Genomic DNA, 17,723 nt, shown 5'->3' with positions numbered 1-17,723 from the left:
ATCCCGGAGGAAAAACGCATCACCCTCACGGCACCGCCACCATGCCAGCGCCGGTCGCGTCATTGCCCAGATCCCAGGTGGCTTCGAGTTTCAGCGTCTTCGCGTCATAGACTTCGATGTCGAAGCTGGCGCCGTAGATATAGAGCTTGGCCCCATCCATCGACATGCCGAAGCGGAAGCGCGATCGGCAGGGGAATTCCGCCTTGTCCACCACCGCGTTGGTGGAAAGGTCCATGTGCCAGAACTCACACCGCTTCGATCCTAACGTGCCGTTGGTGACGACGGTATAGGCCTGCTTGCCGTCGGGCGTGATTTCCAGCCCCGCCATCGCGGCCGGCGCCGGACCGATCGGGGTGAAGTCGAACTGGCGGCTATTAAGGTCGAACCGGGCCAGGCCGAACATCTTGCTGTGGATATAGGGGTCGGCCGCGTTGAACAGCGACACATATTGGCCGGGCGTGCGCAGCGTTTCGAGCGATCCGCCAAAGCCGACATTCTCCAGCCCCGTGCCTTCGGGCCGGGCGAGATCGATGCGGTCGGTGGCCTTCAATGTCGCGGTGTCGATGACGATCACCTTCTCGCCAAAGGCGTAGAGATATTTGCCGTCGCCCGACACCTTGAAGGCGACGCGATAGCCGCCGATCGCCTTTTCATCATCCTTCTCGATCTCGGCGGTGCGCACCAGCTTGCCGAGCTTCAGGTCAATGACGCCATAGAGCGGCTTGCTGACCTTGTAGCGGTCCATTTCCTTGTCGATCCTGGTGATGATCGTGTAGAAATAGCGGCCTGCCGGGTCCACCACACCGCCATAGAAGCGCACTCGGTTGGGGCCATCGTTCAGGCTGAACTTGCTCACCACCTGCCGGCTGGCGGCGTCGATCACCTCGATCCCGCTCGTCGTGATGGTCGACACATAGATGCGCTTGCCATCGTCCGACAGGCTCATGGCGGTCGGCAGGCCGGTGTCCAGCTTGATCTTCTGCGTCACCGCGCCCTTGCCCTCGTCAAAGACCAGCAGGACGTCGGGATAGGCGCCCATGAACAGGGTCGCGGCATGGGTGGGGATGGTCGCCAGCGCGGCGAGGCCCGCCGCCAGGACGAAGCGGATTTTCTGCATCGCGCGCCTCATGGAAACACCAGGTCGAGATTGCGCCAGTCCTTCGTCGCGGTGGCACAGTTACTGGCCCAGTCGGGCGAATAATTCACATGGTCAGGCACCTGCACCGGCCAGAAGCAGGTGACGTAGCAGTCATAGATGTCGCGCTCGACCGGCTGGCACAGGCCCGCCGTGCCGCCGCCCGCATCCACTTCCCAGCCGGGCGAGAAGGACAGGGTACAGCCCATCGGCACATGGGGACGCGGCGCCTGTTGCAGGGCGACGACATCCTCCTCCATGTCGGACGGCGTGGCGCCAGACGCGGCCGCGACCTCGATCGCCGCCTCCATCTGCGTCACGGCGTCGTCGATCCGCCGCGCCTTTTTGTTGATGGCACGAAGATGCTTCATGACAGCCCCTTTCGTTCAGCGAAATGCTCGAGGAAGCCGGGGTTCTTCACCGCCAGCTCGCCATAGATATGCAGGCAGGTGTCGGTCCATTGCCGGATCCAGTCGCAATAATGGAGATTGGCATGGCCGGTGTCGCCATAACGGACGAACGCCTCATGGTGGCAGCCGCCGGCGCAGAGCGGCCGCGCCCAGCAACTCTGGCAATCATATTTGGCGCCGACATGGCCGCGGCTCAGGAAATCGCCCTGCTTGGCCCGGTCGATGCCGCTCGACACATGGCCCATCACATGGGTGTCGGCGTCGGTGAAACGGTGGCACGGCGACAGGTCGCCCGACGGGTTGACCCCCATCAGCCCCATGCCCGCGCCGCAGGGATGCGATTTGTTGACGCCCGAAATCAGCTCGCTGATCGTCTCGCTGACATTGGTGAAGCCATGGACCTGCCCGCGCAGCGCAAACTCCAACCATTCGCGCGCCAGCAGGTTGAACTGCGCCAGCACGCTGTCCATGCCATCGGCGTCGATCGAATAGGCCCGCGTTTCCCCCGTGGTCACCGGCGCGAAGCCGACTTCGTGGAAACCCAGATCATCCTTCAGATGGCGGAAGATGCGCACGACATCGGTCACGCCTTCGGTCAGGGTGACGCGCGCGGTCACCGCACGGGTGCGATGATGGGCGATCAGCGTGCGCAACCGCGGCTCGATCACCGCATAGCTGCCCTTGCCATTCTTGTAGACGCGATGCTTGTCCTGCAGTTCGGGCGGGCCGTCCATCGACACGGTCACGCCGACCCGGTTATCCGACAGGAAGGTGACGATTTCCAGCGTCAACAGCGTGGCATTGGTGGTGAGGCTATAGGTGATCCCCTTGCCCACAGCCGCCGTCGCGCCATTGGCATAATCCACCACATCGCGCAAAAGCTTGAAATTCATCAAGGTTTCGCCGCCGAAGAAGGTGATGTGGACCGACGGGCGGTTCGCCGCCTCCGCGATCAGCAGGTCGACCGACGCCCTGGCCGTCTCCAGCGTCATATATTTGGGTTTGCCGGCCGGGGTCGCGATCTTGTCCGCGCCGAATTCATAGCAATAGGTGCAGGCCAGATTGCACTGGTTGGTGATGTTGAGCACCAGCGCTTGCAACGGGAAATCGGCCGGCGGTGCTTCGGGCACCGACACAGGCGCCGCGCCCAGATGGATGAGCTGCGCCGCGCGCAATTCACGCACCAGCGCCTCCGCCTCGGCCAGGTCGCCTTCCTCGCCCGCCAGTTCGCGGACCAGCGCGGCATGGCTCAGCTCCTGTCCATCGAGCCGGTCCAGCACGGCCTGCACCTGCGCATCGATCTCGAAGATCGCGCCGGCACTCACCAGATAGACGAAGTCGCTGCCGCCGGCGGCAAAGCCATGATATTCGGCGCGGCGATAGGCGGGGGCCTGCATGACGGTCATCGCGACACCTCCGGCTGGTCGAAGCGCTGATACATGGGCACGGTCACGACCAGATAGGACCGGGCGCTCAGGGGCTTGCCGAACTTGTCCTTTTCCGCCTTCGCCGTGGCGACGACCCAGACCTCGCCATAATTGTTGCGGCTGAACCGGCGTTCGGGGTTGGGGCCTTCCAGCCCTGGCGTGAAGAGGGCGGTGGGGCTCAGCGCCCCCACATATTTCATGTCGTCATCATAATAGACCGACATGAATTCCTGCATCGACCAGGTCGCATCGACCGGGCCGATGGCTACGTCGTCGCTCGTGTTCGGCTTGCCATCCAGGCCGTTGTCATAACCGATCGCCTCATACTGCTGGTATCCCTTGGCGAACTTGGTGCCGCCCAGCCGGGCCAGGCTCGTTTCCGGCGTGACCTTGAGATAATCGACCTTGCGATAGACCGGGAACGCCTTTTCCAGCACCGCGCCGCCAATGCCGACATCGCGCTGGCCGGCGGGCGCGCTCGCCGCGACATCGACGCTCAGCACCGCCTTGCCCGGCGTCGCCGACACGACCCTGGCGACGGTAACGCCCGCACCCAGATCGACATCCGCCGCGGTCAGGGACGCGGGCAGATTATGGCCCCAGATGGTGACATCGACGCCCTTCGCCCCGGCCTTCACCGCCCCCGGCGTCACCGCCAGGATCGCGGGCGCAGCCGTCGCCCGGACCAGCTTCACATCATAGCCGAATTCCTGATATTCGCCCCAGAACCAGCGCCCTTCGGCGCGCTGCTGGTCGGGCGCGAACCACATCGTCTCGCGCGCCGGGCTGCCCAGATCATCGGGCTTCCCCAGCGCCGCGCCGCCCTTGGACGAACCGCGCCAGCTATAGCCGGAATAGACAAGGCCCGTGCCGCTGCGGCTGATGGTGGCGCCGTTGGAGAGCGAGGTGAGCGACGCGCTGGTCTTGAACTCATCCGCCGCCGCGCCCGGCGCCACCGTCATCGTGCCGACGAAGCGCCCCTGTCCCGGCACCGACGCCACCACCAGCCAGTCGCCCGCCAGCCGCGGCGCGCGCAGACGCGAGCTCCAGGCGGCCCATTCGGGCGTATGCAGCCCCGCCACGTTGGGCAGGTAGGTCAGCGCATATTCGCCGCGCGTCATCTTGTCCTTGGGATCGCGGCCGGCTGGCTGCTCGCTATCCTCGGCCGGGCGGCGATATTGGGCGTCGGCCTGCGAATAAAGGGCGACATGCAGATCCTGCAGCGTCTTCCATTCCAGCTTCGACCGGCGCCAGGACAGGGGCTGGGCAAAGGCATGGCAGCTGGCGCAAGCGCCGCGCATCGTCTCGTTGGGCAGCACTTCGTCGATGATCCGCTTTTCGGGCAGATACATGACCGGCCGTGCCTCCTCCGGCGCCAGCCCGTGCGAGGCGGACAGCGACTTGATGACCGCGCGCGATTCCTCGGGGGTGATCCCCAGACCGTTCAGCCGCACCATCCGCTTGATCGCCTGCGCCCAGCCCTCCGGCGTGGTGCGCACCCAACTGATGCGGGACAGGTTGCCCTTGGCATCGGGCGCGTGACAGCTGCCGCATTTTTCCCGGACCAGCGGATCGGTGACGGGGATGCCCTCCTCCGTCTCCTTCATCGTCGCGCCGTCGGGGCCGCCATCGGCCCCGCTCCCCCCTTGGGCCAGCACGACCGATGCGGAGAGCAACGCCAACAGACCGAACTTCACCGGAAGCTGCTTCACCCTGATGTCCCCCTTTGGCGTCCGGTCTTTTGCCCTGGACGCGGCCCAATCTCAGGCGGGGGCTTTTTTGCCCCTCTGACCGGCATGACGGATGACGCCATGTCGATCCGCCATCAGATTCTTGACGATCATCAAGATTTTTCAGGCCAAGTAAAGAGGGGGTCGGAAAACAGGGTTCAGGCGAACATTTCCGGCACGATCGGCAGGGTGCGGATGCGCTTGCCAGTGGCCGCGTGCAGCGCGTTGACCAGCGCCGGGATCACCGGCGGCAGCGCCGGCTCACCCATGCCGGTCGGGGGATAATCGGTCTTCACGAACTCGACGATGATCTGCGGCGTATCGGGGATGCGCTGCAGCGGATGAGTATCGAAATTGGCCTGCTCCACCGCGCCGGCCACCTGCGTGATCTTCTGCCCGGCCAGCGCCTGGCCCAGCCCCTCGATCACCGATCCCTGCGCCTGGTGCAGCGCATTCATCGGGTTGATGATCTGGCTGCCGACATCGCCCGCGACCCACACGGTCGCGACCTTGGGCATGCCGTCGACCAGCGCCACCTCCAGCACCTCGGCGAAATAGCCCATATGGCTATAGTAAAAGGCGAAGCCCTTGCCCCGCCCCTTGGGCAATTTCCCGCGATCGGCCCAGCCGCTCATCGCCACCACCTTCTCGATCACGCCCCTGGCGCGGCCGGTGACGAAGGGCGGCGCATTGGGACCGCGCGGCAATTCCCGCGGTTCGCCCAGCAATTCCAGCATCAGCGTCGGCAGATCCTTGCCCGCCGCCTGCGCCACTTCGTCCAGGAAGGCCTGGGTGACGAAGGCCAGCGCGTTGGAGCCGGGCGCGCGCAGCCATCCGGTCGGCATGTTGGTGGCGAGGAAACTCTGTTCCAGCAGTAGCGTGTCGATCAGGCCTGCGGGGATTTCGCTCGCCGGCATCTCGGCCGACCGCACCGGCTTGCCGTCCTTGCCGAAGGTCACGAAATGATCGTGGAAGGCCGTCAGCTTGCCGCCCTTGTCCAGCGCTGCCCGGAAACCGTGCCAGCCGGCCGGGCGATAAAAGTCGCGCTGGATATCCTGCTGGCGGCTATAGAGCAGCTTCACCGGCACGCCGGGCAATTGCGCCGCGATCGCCGCCGCCTGCACCATATAGTCGTTCATCAGCCGCCGGCCGAAACCGCCGCCGATGCGGGTGAAATTGATGCGGATCTTTTCGGGCGGCAGGTTCAGCGCCTTGGCCACCAGCCCGCGCCCGCTTTCCGGATTCTGCGTCGGCGCCCAGATCTCGATCGCGCCATCCTTGAACAAAGCGGTGCAATTCTGCGGCTCCAGCGTGCCATGCGCCAGGAAGGGATAATCATATTGCGCGCTGACCGTCTTCGCCGCCCCGGCAAAGGCGGCCTCCACATCACCGGCGCGGACGATGTCGCCATCCGCCTTGCCCTTCAGCCGTTCGGCCGCCTGCGCGGCGTAGCCCTCCGTCGAAAAGCCGCTGACCGCGCTCATGTCCCACTCGACCTTCAGCGCCTCGTGCGCCTGGTTGGCGCTCCACCAGCTGGACGACAGGATCGCGACGCCATCGAACAAGGATTCCGGCGTGCCGTCGCCCTTGATCGTCAGCACATGGGCCACGCCCGGCAGCGCCTTCACCTCATCCAGATTGGCCGATTGGAACGTCCCGCCAAAGGCCGGGCAGGTTTCCAGCACGGCATAGAGCATGCCGGGCAGCTTGAAATCGATCCCGAACAGCGGCTTGCCCGCCACGATTGCGGGCGTATCCACCCCGCCGATCGACTGGCCGATGATGCGGAAATCCCTGGGGTCTTTCAGCGTCAATGTCGCCGGATCGGGCGCCGGCTGCTGCGCGGCGGCGGCGGCCAGCGCGGCATAGCTGATGCTCCTGCCCGATGCGGGATCACTCACCTTGCCGCTGCCGGTCTTCAGCGTCGCGGGCGCCACGCCCCATAGCTGCGCCGCCGCTGCCACCAGCATCGCCCGCGCGGCGGCACCGGCCTTGCGCGTCGGCAACCATTCGCGCGGCGTCGTGCGACTGCCGCCTGCCGTCTGCCCGCCGAAAATCTTCTGGTCCGCATGGGTCTGCTCGATCGTCACCTGCGCCCAGTCGACGTCCAGTTCCTCGGCGATCAGCATCGGCAGCATCGTCTTGGCGCCCTGTCCGATCTCGGCATTCTTCGCGCCGATGATGACGCGATTGTCGGGCAGGATGCGCACGAAGGCGGTCAATATCTGCTGCGCGCCCTCCGCCGCGCCCGCCAGCGGGATATTGAGGTCGAACAGCAAGCCGCCGCCCGCGACCAGCGAGGCGCTCAGGAAGCGGCGGCGCGACAGGATCGGCGCGTTCATGCCTTCGCTCCCGCCCTGGCCGCATCCTTGATCGCGGCGCGAATGCGGACATAGGTGGAGCAGCGGCAGAGATTGCCCATCATCGCCGCGTCAATATCCTCGTCACTGGGGTCGGGCGTGGTCGCCAGCAGCGCGGTCGCGCTCATGATCTGCCCGGCCTGGCAATAGCCGCATTGCGGCACGTCCAGCTTGACCCAGGCGTCCGATATCCGCTTGCCCGCATCGCTCTGCGCCACCGCCTCGATTGTGGTGATCGCCATGCCCTGCGCCTCGCCGATCGGCGTCTGGCAGGCCCGCGCCGGATTGCCGTCGATATGGACGGTGCAGGCGCCGCACAGCCCCGCGCCACAACCGAACTTGGTGCCGACCATGTCCAGATCCTCGCGCAGCGCCCACAGCAAAGGCTTGGCCGGATCGGCCTCCACCGATCGTGTCTGTCCATTGACCTTGAGACTGATCGCCATCGCCCTACCCCCGCTCAACCTTTGATTGTCGCGTGCAAAATAGATGGCAGAAAGGCACGGCCTGTCCAGAGGCTTCGAGGAGAGCTACCCAAGCCCCGGAAAAGCGATCGCTTTCGCAAGGCCCGGCTTGACTTGGCGCCCGCGCGCCTGTCTCTCCTCCGCATCCCTATTCGCGACAGGAATTGCCATGACCGTCCGTATCTCGCTCGCGCTGCTCCTTGCCCTCGGTGCCTCCGCCCCGATCCTGGCCCAAGCCCCAACCACGGCGCCCGCATCGGCGACCGCACAGGAAGACAAGGCGCTGCTCGCCTTCCTCGACCAGGCGTTCGACCAGCAACTGGCGCTCAGCCCGGAATCGATGACCAGCCTTGGCCTCAAGACCGACTATGGCAAGCTGGACGATTATAGCGAACGGGCCGACGCCCGCAGCCTGGCGCTGCAGGAACAGCAGCTTGCGCAGCTGCATCGCCGCTTCTCGCCCGAACGGCTCGGCCCCTCGGCGCGGCTCAGCTATCGCCTGTTCGAGGCGCAGGTGGCAACGTCGAAGCAGCAGGCGCCCTTCGCCAAATATGCTTTCCCCGTGTCCACCAATGGCAGCCCCGCAGGCAATATCCCGGTCTTCCTGATCAACGAGCATCGCGTCGACAGCGTCGCGGATGCCCAGGCCTATATCGCCCGCCTGCGCGACAGCGAGCGGGTGATGAACGAGGTCGCGACCAAGATGCGCGACCAGGCGGCGCAGGGCATCGTCCCGCCGAAAATGGTGTTCGCCCCCGCCCTTGCCGACGCGAAGAAGGTGATCAGCGGCGCGCCCTTCGACCAGGGGCCGGACTCCACCCTGTTCGCCGATTTCAAGAAGAAGGTCGGCGCGCTCAAGGCGTCGGATGCCGAGAAGGCCAAGCTGATCGCCGACGCACAGGCCGCGCTGACCGGCCCCTTCGCCAAGGGGTTCCAGACCCTGTTCGCCGCGCTCGATGCGATCGAACCCAAGGCCAAGGGCAATGACGGCGCCTGGAGCCTGCCGGGCGGCGAGGCCTATTATAATGCCCGCCTCGCCTTCTACACCACCACCAGCCTCAACGCTGACCAGATCCACCAGATCGGCCTCGATCAGGTGAAGGCGATCCGGGCGGAGATGGAAGCGGTGAAGGCGCGGATCGGCTTTGCCGGATCGCTGACCGATTTCTTCCAGGCGCTGCGCACTGATCCCAAGTTCAAATATCCCAATGATGCCGCCGGTCGCGAAGCCTATCTGGCCGATGCCCGCGCCGCCATCGCCCAGACCATGGACGCCGCCCCGCGCTTCTTCCGCGTCCTGCCCAAGGCGAAGCTGGAGGTGCGCGCGGTCGAGGCCTGGCGGCAGGAAACCGCTTCGGTCGCCTTCTACAACCAGCCCGCGCCCGACGGATCGCGCCCCGGCATCTTCTACGTCAACCTCGCCGACATGAATCAGGTGCAAAAGCCCCAGGTCGCGGCGATCGCCCATCATGAAGGCGCGCCGGGTCATCATTTCCAGATCGCCCGCGCGCAGGAACTGCCCGACCTGCCCAAATTCCGCCGCTTCGGCTATTATGGCGCCTATACCGAGGGCTGGGGCCTCTATAGCGAGCGCCTGGCCAAGGAGATGGGCGCCTATCGCGATCCCTATTCGGAATTCGGCATGCTCTCGCTGCAAATGTGGCGCGCGATCCGCCTGGTCACCGACACCGGCCTGCATGCCAAGCGCTGGACGCGCGAACAGGCGATCCAGTATTTCCGCGACAATGCGCCCCTGTCGGAACGCGACATCGTCAAGGAAGTCGATCGCTACATCAACAATCCGGGCCAGGCGACCAGCTACATGATCGGCCAGATCCGCATCGCCCAGTTGCGCAAGGACGCCGAACAGGCGCTGGGCGCGAAGTTCGACATTCGCGACTTCCATGAAGTGGTGCTGGCCAATGGCGCCCTGCCGCTCGACGTGCTGGGCGAACAGGTCCAGGCCTATATCGCCGCCACCAAGGCCAAGGGCTGAGTCGCCCTACGCACCCGGCTTGCCCCGCCAGCGGGGGCAAGCCGGGTGAAGGCGGCGCTGCCAGATCCCTACAGCGTGCCGCGCAGGGTGAACTTCACCGCGCGGGGTTCGCCGAAGCGGGCGCTGCCGAGATAGAGGCCGGAATAATAGGTCTTGTCGAAGATATTCTCGACATGGACCGACAGCGAGAGATGGTCGGTGAAGCGATAATTGGCCAGCAGGTCGACCACCGCCAGGCTGCCCTGGCTGTAGGTTTCGCCATTCGGCCCTTCGCCGTCGGCCGTGGTCTTGCCCTGCCATTCGACATTGCCGCCGATCGTCAGCGCGCTGAAATTGCCGGGCAGCGTATAGGCGCTGAACATCTTGAAGCTGTTCTTGGCGATCTGCGGCATCTGGCGCACGCCGTCGCGATCTTCCGCACGGGCGTTGGCAAAGCCGCCGGCGATACGCCAGCCGGGCAGGATTTCGCCCTTCACCTCCAGTTCGAAGCCCGACGACTTCATGCCCGACACCGCATGATAGGCCGTGCTGCCATCGGGCGCGAAGATGCCCGGACCGTCCGCCAGGGCATAATTGTCCTGCTTCATCTTGAACACGGCGGCGGTGGCGCTGAGGCGGCCGTCGAGGAAGTCGGCCTTTAGGCCCGCTTCATAGGTATTGCCTTCGAGCGGGGCGATGACGTCGCCATCGACCGTGCGCGATGTTTGCGGCGTGAACACGCTGGCATAGCTGACATAGGCCGAGAGGGTCTTGGTGAAGTCCAGCACCAGGCCGGCATAGGGGGTGAAGACCGCCTTTTCATCGACCACCGGGCTCCAGACCTTGGGGCCGGTCACGTCCTGCGCATAGCTGTCCTGCTTCCACCAGGTGAGGCGGCCGCCGGCGATGATCGAGAGCGGGCCGATCGGCTTCAGCCGGGCGACACCGGCGAGCGAACTGGTCTCGATCCGGTTGCCGGCGGTGCCGCCCGATGGCGTCAGGTCGGGCTTGGCCACGTCGCCGGTCGGGAAATAGCTATAGGCATTGATCGGATACATATAGTCGCTGCCACCCCACCAGCCGGGATAGGGCGTCTGGTCATCATCATAGCGGGTGTGGCTAAGCGTCAGGGCGACATGCTGTTCCTGGCCCAGTGCCTCGAACGCGCCGCGCAGATTGGCATAGACTGCGTCGAGCGTCAGGTCCGACGCCCAGCGGGTGGCGTAGAAGGTGCCGCCGTCGCCGGTTTCCTTGTCGATCGCGGTGCCGAAATAATAGCCGATCGTCTCGTCATAGGAGCCAGACTTGTGCTCGGCATCGACCTGCAGATGCCAGTTGGCGTCGAAATCATGGGCGATCGAGGCGAAGATGTTGACGCTCTTGCGGCGGAAGTCGGACCAGTCGGCACCGCCATTGGTGGAGCGGGCGAAATCGGTCTTCGTGCCGTCGGTGAAGAAGAGCGGCACGCCGCCGCGCGAGGCGCCTTCGTTGCGGAAATTCTGATATTCGACGCCAGCGGTCAGCAGGGTATTCGGGCCAAGATCGGCCTCGATCACGCCATAGAGCGCCTGGCGCTTGGCATGTTCGCGGTCGATGAAAGTGTCGTTATCCTGCCAGGCCCCGGCGACGCGCGCGCGGATATGGCCGCTGGCGGTCAGCGCGCCGCCGATGTCGCCTTCCAGCCGGTATTTGTCCCAGGAACCGATGGTCGCCGCGACCGTCGCGCTCAGGTCCGCGCCGGGCCGCTTGCGGATCATGTTGATCGCCGCCGACGGCTCGCCGGTGCCGGTCATCATGCCGGCCGAACCGCGGATCACCTCGATCCGGTCATAGGCGATCATGTCCGCGGTATCTTCGGTGAAGCCATAGATATTCGACGGGCGGGCAACGCCGTCGACCAGATAATTCTGCACCGCAAAGCCGCGCGCGGTATAGTTGGTGCCGTCGGTGCCGAGCGCGCTGGAGCGGTTGGTCTGGATGCCGACGATCTGCTGCATCACTTCGGAAATGTCGGTCAGCCCCTGTTCCTGCATGCGTAGACTGTCGAGGCTGGTGACCGACTGGGGCGTTTCGCGGGTGGTGAGGTTGAGGCCGTTGGTCTCATTCTGGCCGGTAACGACGATGGAGTCCGGGGCGGGCGCGTTTGCATCCGGCTCGTCCGCGGGCGCCTGGGCCTGGGCGCTGGTGGTAGCCAGCAGCAAGCAGGCAGCGATCGACGCCGCGCCGTAGCGGACGAAATTCTTCTTCGATGCAAAGGACATAAGGCACTTCCCCCATATTTCGCCATGCCCTGAACATGGCGCCCTGGATGTTGGGGCGGCACTTTAATGCGATTGATTTGCAAATGCAACGATTCGGAAACGAACTGATGCAAAATGTGCGTCGGAGCGCAATATGGCGCTATCGATCAGTCATGATGGCTGCCGGGATGAGTGGACGATTGATGCCGGGACAGCTCCGGCCATTGCTTTCGCCTGCCCCTTCGCATCGCTGCACGGGATCGTTTCGCCCAGAGCCGCAGACCAGAATAGTGAGGGTGGGGAAAGGCAAGCTCCGCTTCTGGCCGTCCCCAGACCATCCCCCGCTACACCGGCAGCACGAACTCCACCGGCGCGGTGAATTCGATGCGGTCGCCGGATATGTCGGACGGGGCCTTGGGATAGGGCGAGGCGCGGTGCAGCATGGCGGCGGCTTCCTCGTCGAGCGAGGCGCGGCCGGAACTGCTGATCACCCGCCCTTCGATCAGCATGCCGGCGCGGTCGATCACGAAGCGGACCTTCACCACCCCTTCCTCATGCCGCATCTTCGCGCGGCGGGGATAAATCTTGTGGGCATAGAGCCAGGAACGCACTCGCGCGGCATAGGCCCGGCTGTTGCCGGCCGGGGCATTGGCGTCCAGCCCGTCGGAGATCCCGCGCCGGGCCGGCGGCGCGCCGGCGCTGGCGGCCATGACCGGCGCCGCCCTGGCCGCGGGCTGCGATGACGGCGCCGCCGCGGCCGCCGGCGTGGGCGGAGCAGCCGGCGCCACCGCGACGGGCAGCGACAATGCGGAAGGGATCGCCACCATCGGCGGCGGCACCGGCTGCGGCGGGCTGACCGGCGTGGGGGGCGGCGCCTGCGTCGGCACCGGGGCTTCGGGCTGCGCCGTCGCCTCCGCCGCCTCGGCCTGTTCCGCCCCCTGCTCCACGCCCTTCAGCGCCGCCAGCGACATGACGGTCAGTGCAGCCCCCTCCTCGCGCTTCGGCGCGCGGCCCATGCCCAGGTTCAGCAGCGCCGCGATCAGCAGCGCGTTGATCCCGAGCGAGGCCGCCGCCGGCCCCGTGACGCGAAAGGGACGCCGCACGCCCGTCATGGCGTCAGAAGGTATTCGCCACGGTGAAGCGGAAGCTCTGTCCCTCGGCGGCGAGCGACGACAGATGGCGGCGATATTGCTTGTCGAAGATATTATCCATGGCGATGCGGAATTCGAAGCCCTTGGCCACGCCACCCTGCGGCTTGAAGGCGAAGAACAGGTTGTGGACGCTGTAGCCCGGCGTCGCCAGGCCCGACCCGGCCGAGGCAAAGCTGCCCGGCGTCACCTTGTCCTGCCGCTCGGCAAATTCGCCGGTCCAGCCGCCCGACAGGCCGCTCGCCACATCATTATAGCCCAGCGTCAGGCGATAGTCGTTCGCCGGGATGGTGTTGAGATAATCGCCGGTCAGCCGGTTCTTGCCATCGATGAAGCTGGCATTGCCGCGCGCATAGAAGCCGCCAATGCCATATTCGGCCTCCAGCTCGATGCCCTTGAAGCGCGACCGGTTGATATTCTGGAAATAGGGCGTGCCCGCCGCGGCCGAGACGTTGACGATCAGATCCTTGACGTCGTTCTGGAACAGGGTGGTCTTCGCGCGGAAGCGGTCATTCTTGCCCAGCATATCGTCGAAGGACAAAGTGAAGCCGGCTTCATAATTGTCCGACTTCTCGGGCTTCAGGTCCGGATTGTTCGGCCGGGTTGCGCTGCGGGTGAAGATTTCGTCGATATTGGGCATGCGCACGGTGCGCGCGACCGACCCGAACAGGCCGAACCAGGGCGTGATATTGTAGAGCGCGGCGAGCTTGGGCGACACGCCGCTATCCTTCACCTTGTCGGTCAGGACGGTGCCGCCGACCACCGTGTCGCCCGGCGTCAGGCGGGTCCAGTCGACGCGCACGCCCGGCATGATGGTCAGCTTGTCGGACCAGACGATCTCCAGCTGACCGAACAGGCCGTAACGGTCCATGTCGCCTTCGGGATGGGTGCCCGCGCCCGGCGTCACCGTGCCGTCGAAATTGACGCGCGGGTTGCGCCGTTCCTGCGTGCTCCACTGGCCGCCCAGGATCAGGAAGGTCGTCCAGTCGCCGCCCATGGCGAACTCGCTGGTATTCTGGACCTTGGCCTGCCAGCTTTCATAGGAGAAATCGGAATATTCCAGGTTCGCGCCCAGGAAGGTCGTCTCGGTCTGGTGGACCTTGGACAGCGAATAGGCGACCTGCGCCTCGACATTGAAGAATTTGCTGCCGTCGAAATCGTTCACATAGCCCAGCACGGCGGTCTTGTCGTGAACCCGGCGGCGCATCAGCGAGCTGCCGGTGGCGGCCGAAATCTGGTCATAGACCTGCGGCGCGTCGCTGATCCAGTCCTGGTAGGACGCCCAGATCGCATGCTTCTTGTTGCCGCCGATCGCGACCCGGCCCTTGACCAGCCAGCTGTCGGATTCGGTGGCGGAGGCAGCAACCGTGTCACCATTGCCGCTCTTGTAATCGTCGGTGCGGCGATAATTATAGCTGCCCAACAGCTCGACGCCATCGACCGGCTCGGTCGCGACGATGCCCGACAGGGTATGGCCCTGCGCATTGGTTTCGGTCGCGCCCTTCAACCGCACGGCCAGCTTGTCGCCGTCGCGCAGGAAGTCCGACGCATCCTTGGTGGTGAAGTTGATCACGCCCGCCAGCGCCCCCGCGCCATAGAGAGTAGAGGATGCCGGGCCGCGCAGCACCTCGACCCGCTTGTAGAGTTCGGGCTCGCTGAAAAAGGCACCCATGCGATATTGTTCGTAGAATTTGGTGACGCCATCGACCGTCATCAGGATGCGGTTGTCGCTGTCGCCGATCGCCGTGCCCATGCCGCGAATGTTGAAGCCCTGGCCCAGCTGGCCGACGCCGCCCTGCACATTGACGCCCGGCATGCCTTCCAGCAGGTCGCCGATCGTCGTCGCCTGCAGCTGGTCGATATCCTCCTGGTCGAGCGCGGTCACCGCCTGCGGCGTGTCCAGCGCGACCTTCTCGACACCGGCGGAGATGATCATCCGGTCGAGCGCGAACTGCGAATCGCTCGCGACCGCAATGTCGTCACTCTGGTCCTGGGCCATTGCCGGCAACGGCAGTGCGATCAGCGCGGTGCCCAGCAGCAGCAGTGTCTTGGACTTGGTCATGAAAAATGCCCCCGTATCATTGTTGCGGCACATCACGCGCCGGGTTGGCCGCTCTCTACCCGCATTAAATGCTATTGCAAGTGATTCTCACTATATATTATAGGAGAGCGTAACGAAACCAAGGGGAACCCCATTGTCCAACCATCGCCGCCCGGTGAACGCCCTGTTCGCCGCCGCCTTGCCTGTGCTGCTATTGGCCAGCGCCACCGCCGCCCAGGCGCATATGCCCTATGTGCTGCCGACCCTGTTCGACGCCGGAAAGGCCGACCATGTCACCGTCACCTCGGCCTTTGCCGAGGATGCCTTCGTCCCCGAAGTCGCGATGCGCGACGCGCCCTTCCACCTGGTCGCGCCGGACGGCAGCCAGGCGACGACCGGCCCGGTCACCTATCTGCGTGACCTGTCGGTGTTCGAGGCTGATCTGAAGGCGGACGGCACCTATCGCATCACCACCGGCCAGCGCGCCGGGCGCAAGGGCAAGATGTTCCGCGTCGGCGATGCCTGGGTGATGCGCGGCGAGGGCGGCGATCCCAAGCCCGGCGCGCAGGAGGTCGAGGTGCAGAGCATGACGCTGGCCGACGCCTATGTCACCCGCGGCCAGACGACGCAGGCCGCGCTCAAGCCGGTCGGCACGGGCCTCGAAATCCAGCCTGTCACCCATCCCAACGCCATCGTGTCGGGCAGCGACGCCAGCTTCGTGCTGCTGTTCGACGGCAAGCCCCTGCCCGCCACGCAAGTCACCCTGTTCCGCAGCGCCGGCGTGCATGACGGCCGCAAGGTCGCGGTCGAGACCAAGAGCGACGCACAGGGCCGCTTCAGCCTGAAGCCGGATGATGCCGGCACCTATCTGATCCTGGTCCGCCATCGCGGCGCCGCGCCAGCCGGGTGGGAAACACCCTATCGCAGCTACACCTACACGCTGGCGTTCGACGCCGCCTGATATTCCGGAGACACGCCATGAACACCCGTTCCATCCTGATCGCCGCCGTCGTTGCCGCCGCCGGCACGCCCGCCTTCGCCGCCCCGCATGAAGGCGGCGCCTTCGTCCATGACTATGACAGCAACCATGACGGCCAGGTCACCCGCGCCGAGTTCGACGCCGTGCGCGTCACCCGTTTCAAGGCGACCGATGCCAATGGCGATGGCTGGGTATCGGAGGATGAATATGTCGGCGAATATGCCGCCCGCCTCGAAAAGCAGCTCGCGGAATCGAGCCTGACCGAAGAGAAGAAGACCGAGGAGCGCCAGCGCCAGATCCGCCAGGCCCATGTCCGCTTCAACGTCCTCGACAAGGACAAGGACGGCAAGATGGCCCAGGCCGAATATGACGCATCGGGCGCGCGTGCCTTTGCCGAGCAGGACGCCGACAAGGACGGTATCGTCACCGCCGCCGACGTGCAGGCGACCAACGCCCGCATGGCCGCCATGCGCGCCAAGACCGATAGCTGATACAAGGAAGGACCGGGGTTGCCGGTCCTCACGGAGCTTACCAGGGAAGGGGCCGGGCCGTGCAGACCCGGCCCCTTTCGCGTATCAGAGACTGTTTGAGAAAGCCGGTTCCAGCCCGCTCCCCCGCCCAACCACCCGATCCAGTGTCATCCTGTCGGGCGGTTGGGCGGGGAGCGGGCTGGAACCGCGCTGAAAAATCGCTCTTTCGCGATTTTTCAAACAGGCTCTCACGCCCAGTTGAAGGGCAAGGGCGCCTCGCGGAAGGCGAAGCGGTCGAGATGGTCGGCTACGACCTTTTTGAACGTCTCGACATCGGCGTCGGCATTGGGTTCCAGCACCACGGTCAGCAGCTCGGCATCGGCACTCAGGTGGATCGGCCCCATCGGAAAGGCGATCTCGCCCTTGTCCGCGTCGAAGCTGGTCTCGAACTTGTGGCTCCAATGCTTGCACAGCTGCTGCAGATAACGGCTGCCATGGGTGGTCGGCACGGTGGCGGTCAGCGTCATGGGGTCAGAGCCTTTCGATCTTGCTGGCGGCCTCGTCGATCAGGGCCGCGACGTCGAACATGGTTTGGGAATCGGCGCCTTCCTTTTCAAGCCGATGCTGGATCGCCACCCGCATATTCTGCAGCGCGCGGCGCACCGGCGCGGCATCATTACGTTCGGCCTTGCGGGCCAGATGCGCCAGCTTCTCCATCACCTCGGCAACGCCGGCCTCATGCTCGGCCAGATGGGCGGTGCCCGCCTCGGTAATGGCGAACAGCTTGCGGCTGCCTTCGCCGGGCTGCTCGGCGATCAGGTCCATGTCGGCCAGCAGCGTCAGGGTCGGATAGACGACGCCCGGACTGGGCGCATAGACAGACCCCGACAGGCTCTCGATCTCGCGGATCAGGTCATAGCCGTGACGCGGCGCATCGGCGATCAGCTTGAGCAGGATGAGCTTGAGCGCGTCATTGCCGAACAGCCGCCGGCGCCCGCCGCCACGCCCGCCCCGGCCACCGCCGAAGGGACCGTCACCAAAACCGTCTTCACCGAACGGACCGCCCCGGCCACCTGCCCGGCCACCGCCGAAACCGCGCCCGAACCCCTCGGGACCAAAGCCGCCCGGTCCGAAGAAGCGGCCATGGCCGCGCCCGCCATGACGGCCAAAGCCGCGCGGATCGGCACTGCGCGGGTCGGCACTGCGCGGGTCGGCACTGCGCGGGTCGGCACTGCGCGGGTCGGCACTGCGCGGGTCGGCACTGCGCGGGTCGGCACTGCGCGGGTCGGCACTGCGCGGGTCGAAACCGCGATCGGCCATGACGTCATCCATGTGCCGGCCCGG

14 protein-coding genes are annotated in these 17,723 nt (G+C 65.5%); 3 read left to right on the top strand and 11 right to left on the bottom strand.

Going from position 1 to position 17,723, the window contains the following annotated elements:
- Positions 1-25: 25 nt before the first annotated feature.
- The 6 genes from ACI6S0_RS01605 to ACI6S0_RS01580 all read right to left on the bottom strand — a co-directional run bounded on the left by ACI6S0_RS01605 (position 26) and on the right by ACI6S0_RS01580 (position 7,508).
- Positions 26-1,117 (bottom strand): hypothetical protein, encoded by a 1,092-nt coding sequence (locus ACI6S0_RS01605; protein WP_434404706.1) that lies wholly within the window; start codon positions 1,115-1,117, stop codon positions 26-28.
- 8 nt (positions 1,118-1,125) lie between these two features.
- Complete coding sequence (qhpC, locus tag ACI6S0_RS01600; protein WP_010337614.1) at positions 1,126-1,506, bottom strand: quinohemoprotein amine dehydrogenase subunit gamma; 381 nt, start codon at positions 1,504-1,506, stop codon at positions 1,126-1,128.
- Entirely contained in the window at positions 1,503-2,951 is a 1,449-nt protein-coding gene (peaB, locus tag ACI6S0_RS01595; protein ID WP_434404705.1) for a quinohemoprotein amine dehydrogenase maturation protein, read from the bottom strand. Before peaB ends, qhpC begins: the two co-directional genes overlap by 4 nt.
- The gene (gene peaA / locus ACI6S0_RS01590; protein ID WP_434404704.1) at positions 2,948-4,684 is read right to left on the bottom strand and encodes a quinohemoprotein amine dehydrogenase subunit alpha; all 1,737 of its coding nucleotides are present in this window, start codon (positions 4,682-4,684) and stop codon (positions 2,948-2,950) included. The genes peaB and peaA overlap by 4 nt, the downstream gene beginning before the upstream one ends.
- 176 nt (positions 4,685-4,860) lie before the next feature.
- The gene (locus ACI6S0_RS01585) at positions 4,861-7,044 is read right to left on the bottom strand and encodes a molybdopterin cofactor-binding domain-containing protein (RefSeq protein ID WP_434404703.1); all 2,184 of its coding nucleotides are present in this window, start codon (positions 7,042-7,044) and stop codon (positions 4,861-4,863) included.
- Positions 7,041-7,508 (bottom strand): (2Fe-2S)-binding protein, encoded by a 468-nt coding sequence (locus ACI6S0_RS01580; protein WP_434404702.1) that lies wholly within the window; start codon positions 7,506-7,508, stop codon positions 7,041-7,043. Before ACI6S0_RS01580 ends, ACI6S0_RS01585 begins: the two co-directional genes overlap by 4 nt.
- A 187-nt stretch (positions 7,509-7,695) precedes the next feature.
- On the opposite strand from ACI6S0_RS01580, the gene ACI6S0_RS01575 reads away from it, so the two are divergent.
- A complete protein-coding gene (locus ACI6S0_RS01575) occupies positions 7,696-9,522 on the top strand; it encodes a DUF885 domain-containing protein (RefSeq protein ID WP_434404701.1) in 1,827 nt (608 codons plus the stop codon).
- 68 nt (positions 9,523-9,590) lie between these two features.
- On the opposite strand, the gene ACI6S0_RS01570 is transcribed toward ACI6S0_RS01575, so the two are convergent.
- The 3 genes from ACI6S0_RS01570 to ACI6S0_RS01560 form a co-directional block, all read right to left on the bottom strand.
- Positions 9,591-11,762, bottom strand: coding sequence for a TonB-dependent siderophore receptor (locus ACI6S0_RS01570; RefSeq protein WP_434404700.1), 2,172 nt, complete (start codon positions 11,760-11,762; stop codon positions 9,591-9,593).
- Between the two features lie 323 nt (positions 11,763-12,085).
- Entirely contained in the window at positions 12,086-12,853 is a 768-nt protein-coding gene (locus ACI6S0_RS01565; RefSeq protein ID WP_434404699.1) for an energy transducer TonB, read from the bottom strand.
- A 4-nt stretch (positions 12,854-12,857) separates the two neighbouring features.
- Complete coding sequence (locus ACI6S0_RS01560; RefSeq protein ID WP_434404698.1) at positions 12,858-14,951, bottom strand: TonB-dependent receptor domain-containing protein; 2,094 nt, start codon at positions 14,949-14,951, stop codon at positions 12,858-12,860.
- A 133-nt stretch (positions 14,952-15,084) separates the two neighbouring features.
- Here ACI6S0_RS01560 and ACI6S0_RS01555 point away from each other — a divergent pair, with 133 nt between their 5' ends.
- A complete protein-coding gene (locus tag ACI6S0_RS01555) occupies positions 15,085-15,891 on the top strand; it encodes a DUF4198 domain-containing protein (protein WP_434404697.1) in 807 nt (268 codons plus the stop codon).
- Between the two features lie 17 nt (positions 15,892-15,908).
- Positions 15,909-16,400: a hypothetical protein gene (locus tag ACI6S0_RS01550; protein ID WP_099233059.1), complete on the top strand. Its 492-nt coding sequence runs from the start codon at positions 15,909-15,911 to the stop codon at positions 16,398-16,400.
- A 227-nt stretch (positions 16,401-16,627) separates the two neighbouring features.
- Here the strand turns inward: ACI6S0_RS01550 and ACI6S0_RS01545 are convergent, their stop codons facing one another.
- Together ACI6S0_RS01545 and ACI6S0_RS01540 are read right to left on the bottom strand one after the other, a co-directional pair.
- The gene (locus ACI6S0_RS01545) at positions 16,628-16,906 is read right to left on the bottom strand and encodes a DUF2218 domain-containing protein (RefSeq protein WP_048938730.1); all 279 of its coding nucleotides are present in this window, start codon (positions 16,904-16,906) and stop codon (positions 16,628-16,630) included.
- A 4-nt stretch (positions 16,907-16,910) separates the two neighbouring features.
- Positions 16,911-17,699, bottom strand: coding sequence for a PadR family transcriptional regulator (locus ACI6S0_RS01540; protein WP_434404696.1), 789 nt, complete (start codon positions 17,697-17,699; stop codon positions 16,911-16,913).
- Positions 17,700-17,723 lie beyond the last annotated feature (24 nt).

The organism is Sphingobium sp. DN12, from assembly GCF_051058005.1.
In the GTDB taxonomy this organism is placed as follows: domain Bacteria; phylum Pseudomonadota; class Alphaproteobacteria; order Sphingomonadales; family Sphingomonadaceae; genus Sphingobium; species Sphingobium yanoikuyae.
This window is presented reverse-complemented; position numbering and strand designations above follow the sequence as displayed.

Bases quoted from the DNA above. Each gene is read 5' to 3' on its own strand.
- qhpC (WP_010337614.1), bottom strand. From the start codon at position 1,506: ATGAAGCATCTTCGTGCCATCAACAAAAAGGCGCGGCGGATCGACGAC.
- ACI6S0_RS01565 (WP_434404699.1), bottom strand. From the start codon at position 12,853: ATGACGGGCGTGCGGCGTCCCTTTCGCGTCACGGGGCCGGCGGCGGCC.
- peaB (WP_434404705.1), bottom strand. From the start codon at position 2,951: ATGACCGTCATGCAGGCCCCCGCCTATCGCCGCGCCGAATATCATGGC.
- ACI6S0_RS01605 (WP_434404706.1), bottom strand. From the start codon at position 1,117: ATGCAGAAAATCCGCTTCGTCCTGGCGGCGGGCCTCGCCGCGCTGGCG.
- ACI6S0_RS01580 (WP_434404702.1), bottom strand. From the start codon at position 7,508: ATGGCGATCAGTCTCAAGGTCAATGGACAGACACGATCGGTGGAGGCC.
- ACI6S0_RS01550 (WP_099233059.1), top strand. From the start codon at position 15,909: ATGAACACCCGTTCCATCCTGATCGCCGCCGTCGTTGCCGCCGCCGGC.
- ACI6S0_RS01570 (WP_434404700.1), bottom strand. From the start codon at position 11,762: ATGTCCTTTGCATCGAAGAAGAATTTCGTCCGCTACGGCGCGGCGTCG.
- ACI6S0_RS01575 (WP_434404701.1), top strand. From the start codon at position 7,696: ATGACCGTCCGTATCTCGCTCGCGCTGCTCCTTGCCCTCGGTGCCTCC.
- ACI6S0_RS01540 (WP_434404696.1), bottom strand. From the start codon at position 17,699: ATGGCCGATCGCGGTTTCGACCCGCGCAGTGCCGACCCGCGCAGTGCC.
- ACI6S0_RS01560 (WP_434404698.1), bottom strand. From the start codon at position 14,951: ATGACCAAGTCCAAGACACTGCTGCTGCTGGGCACCGCGCTGATCGCA.
- ACI6S0_RS01585 (WP_434404703.1), bottom strand. From the start codon at position 7,044: ATGAACGCGCCGATCCTGTCGCGCCGCCGCTTCCTGAGCGCCTCGCTG.
- ACI6S0_RS01545 (WP_048938730.1), bottom strand. From the start codon at position 16,906: ATGACGCTGACCGCCACCGTGCCGACCACCCATGGCAGCCGTTATCTG.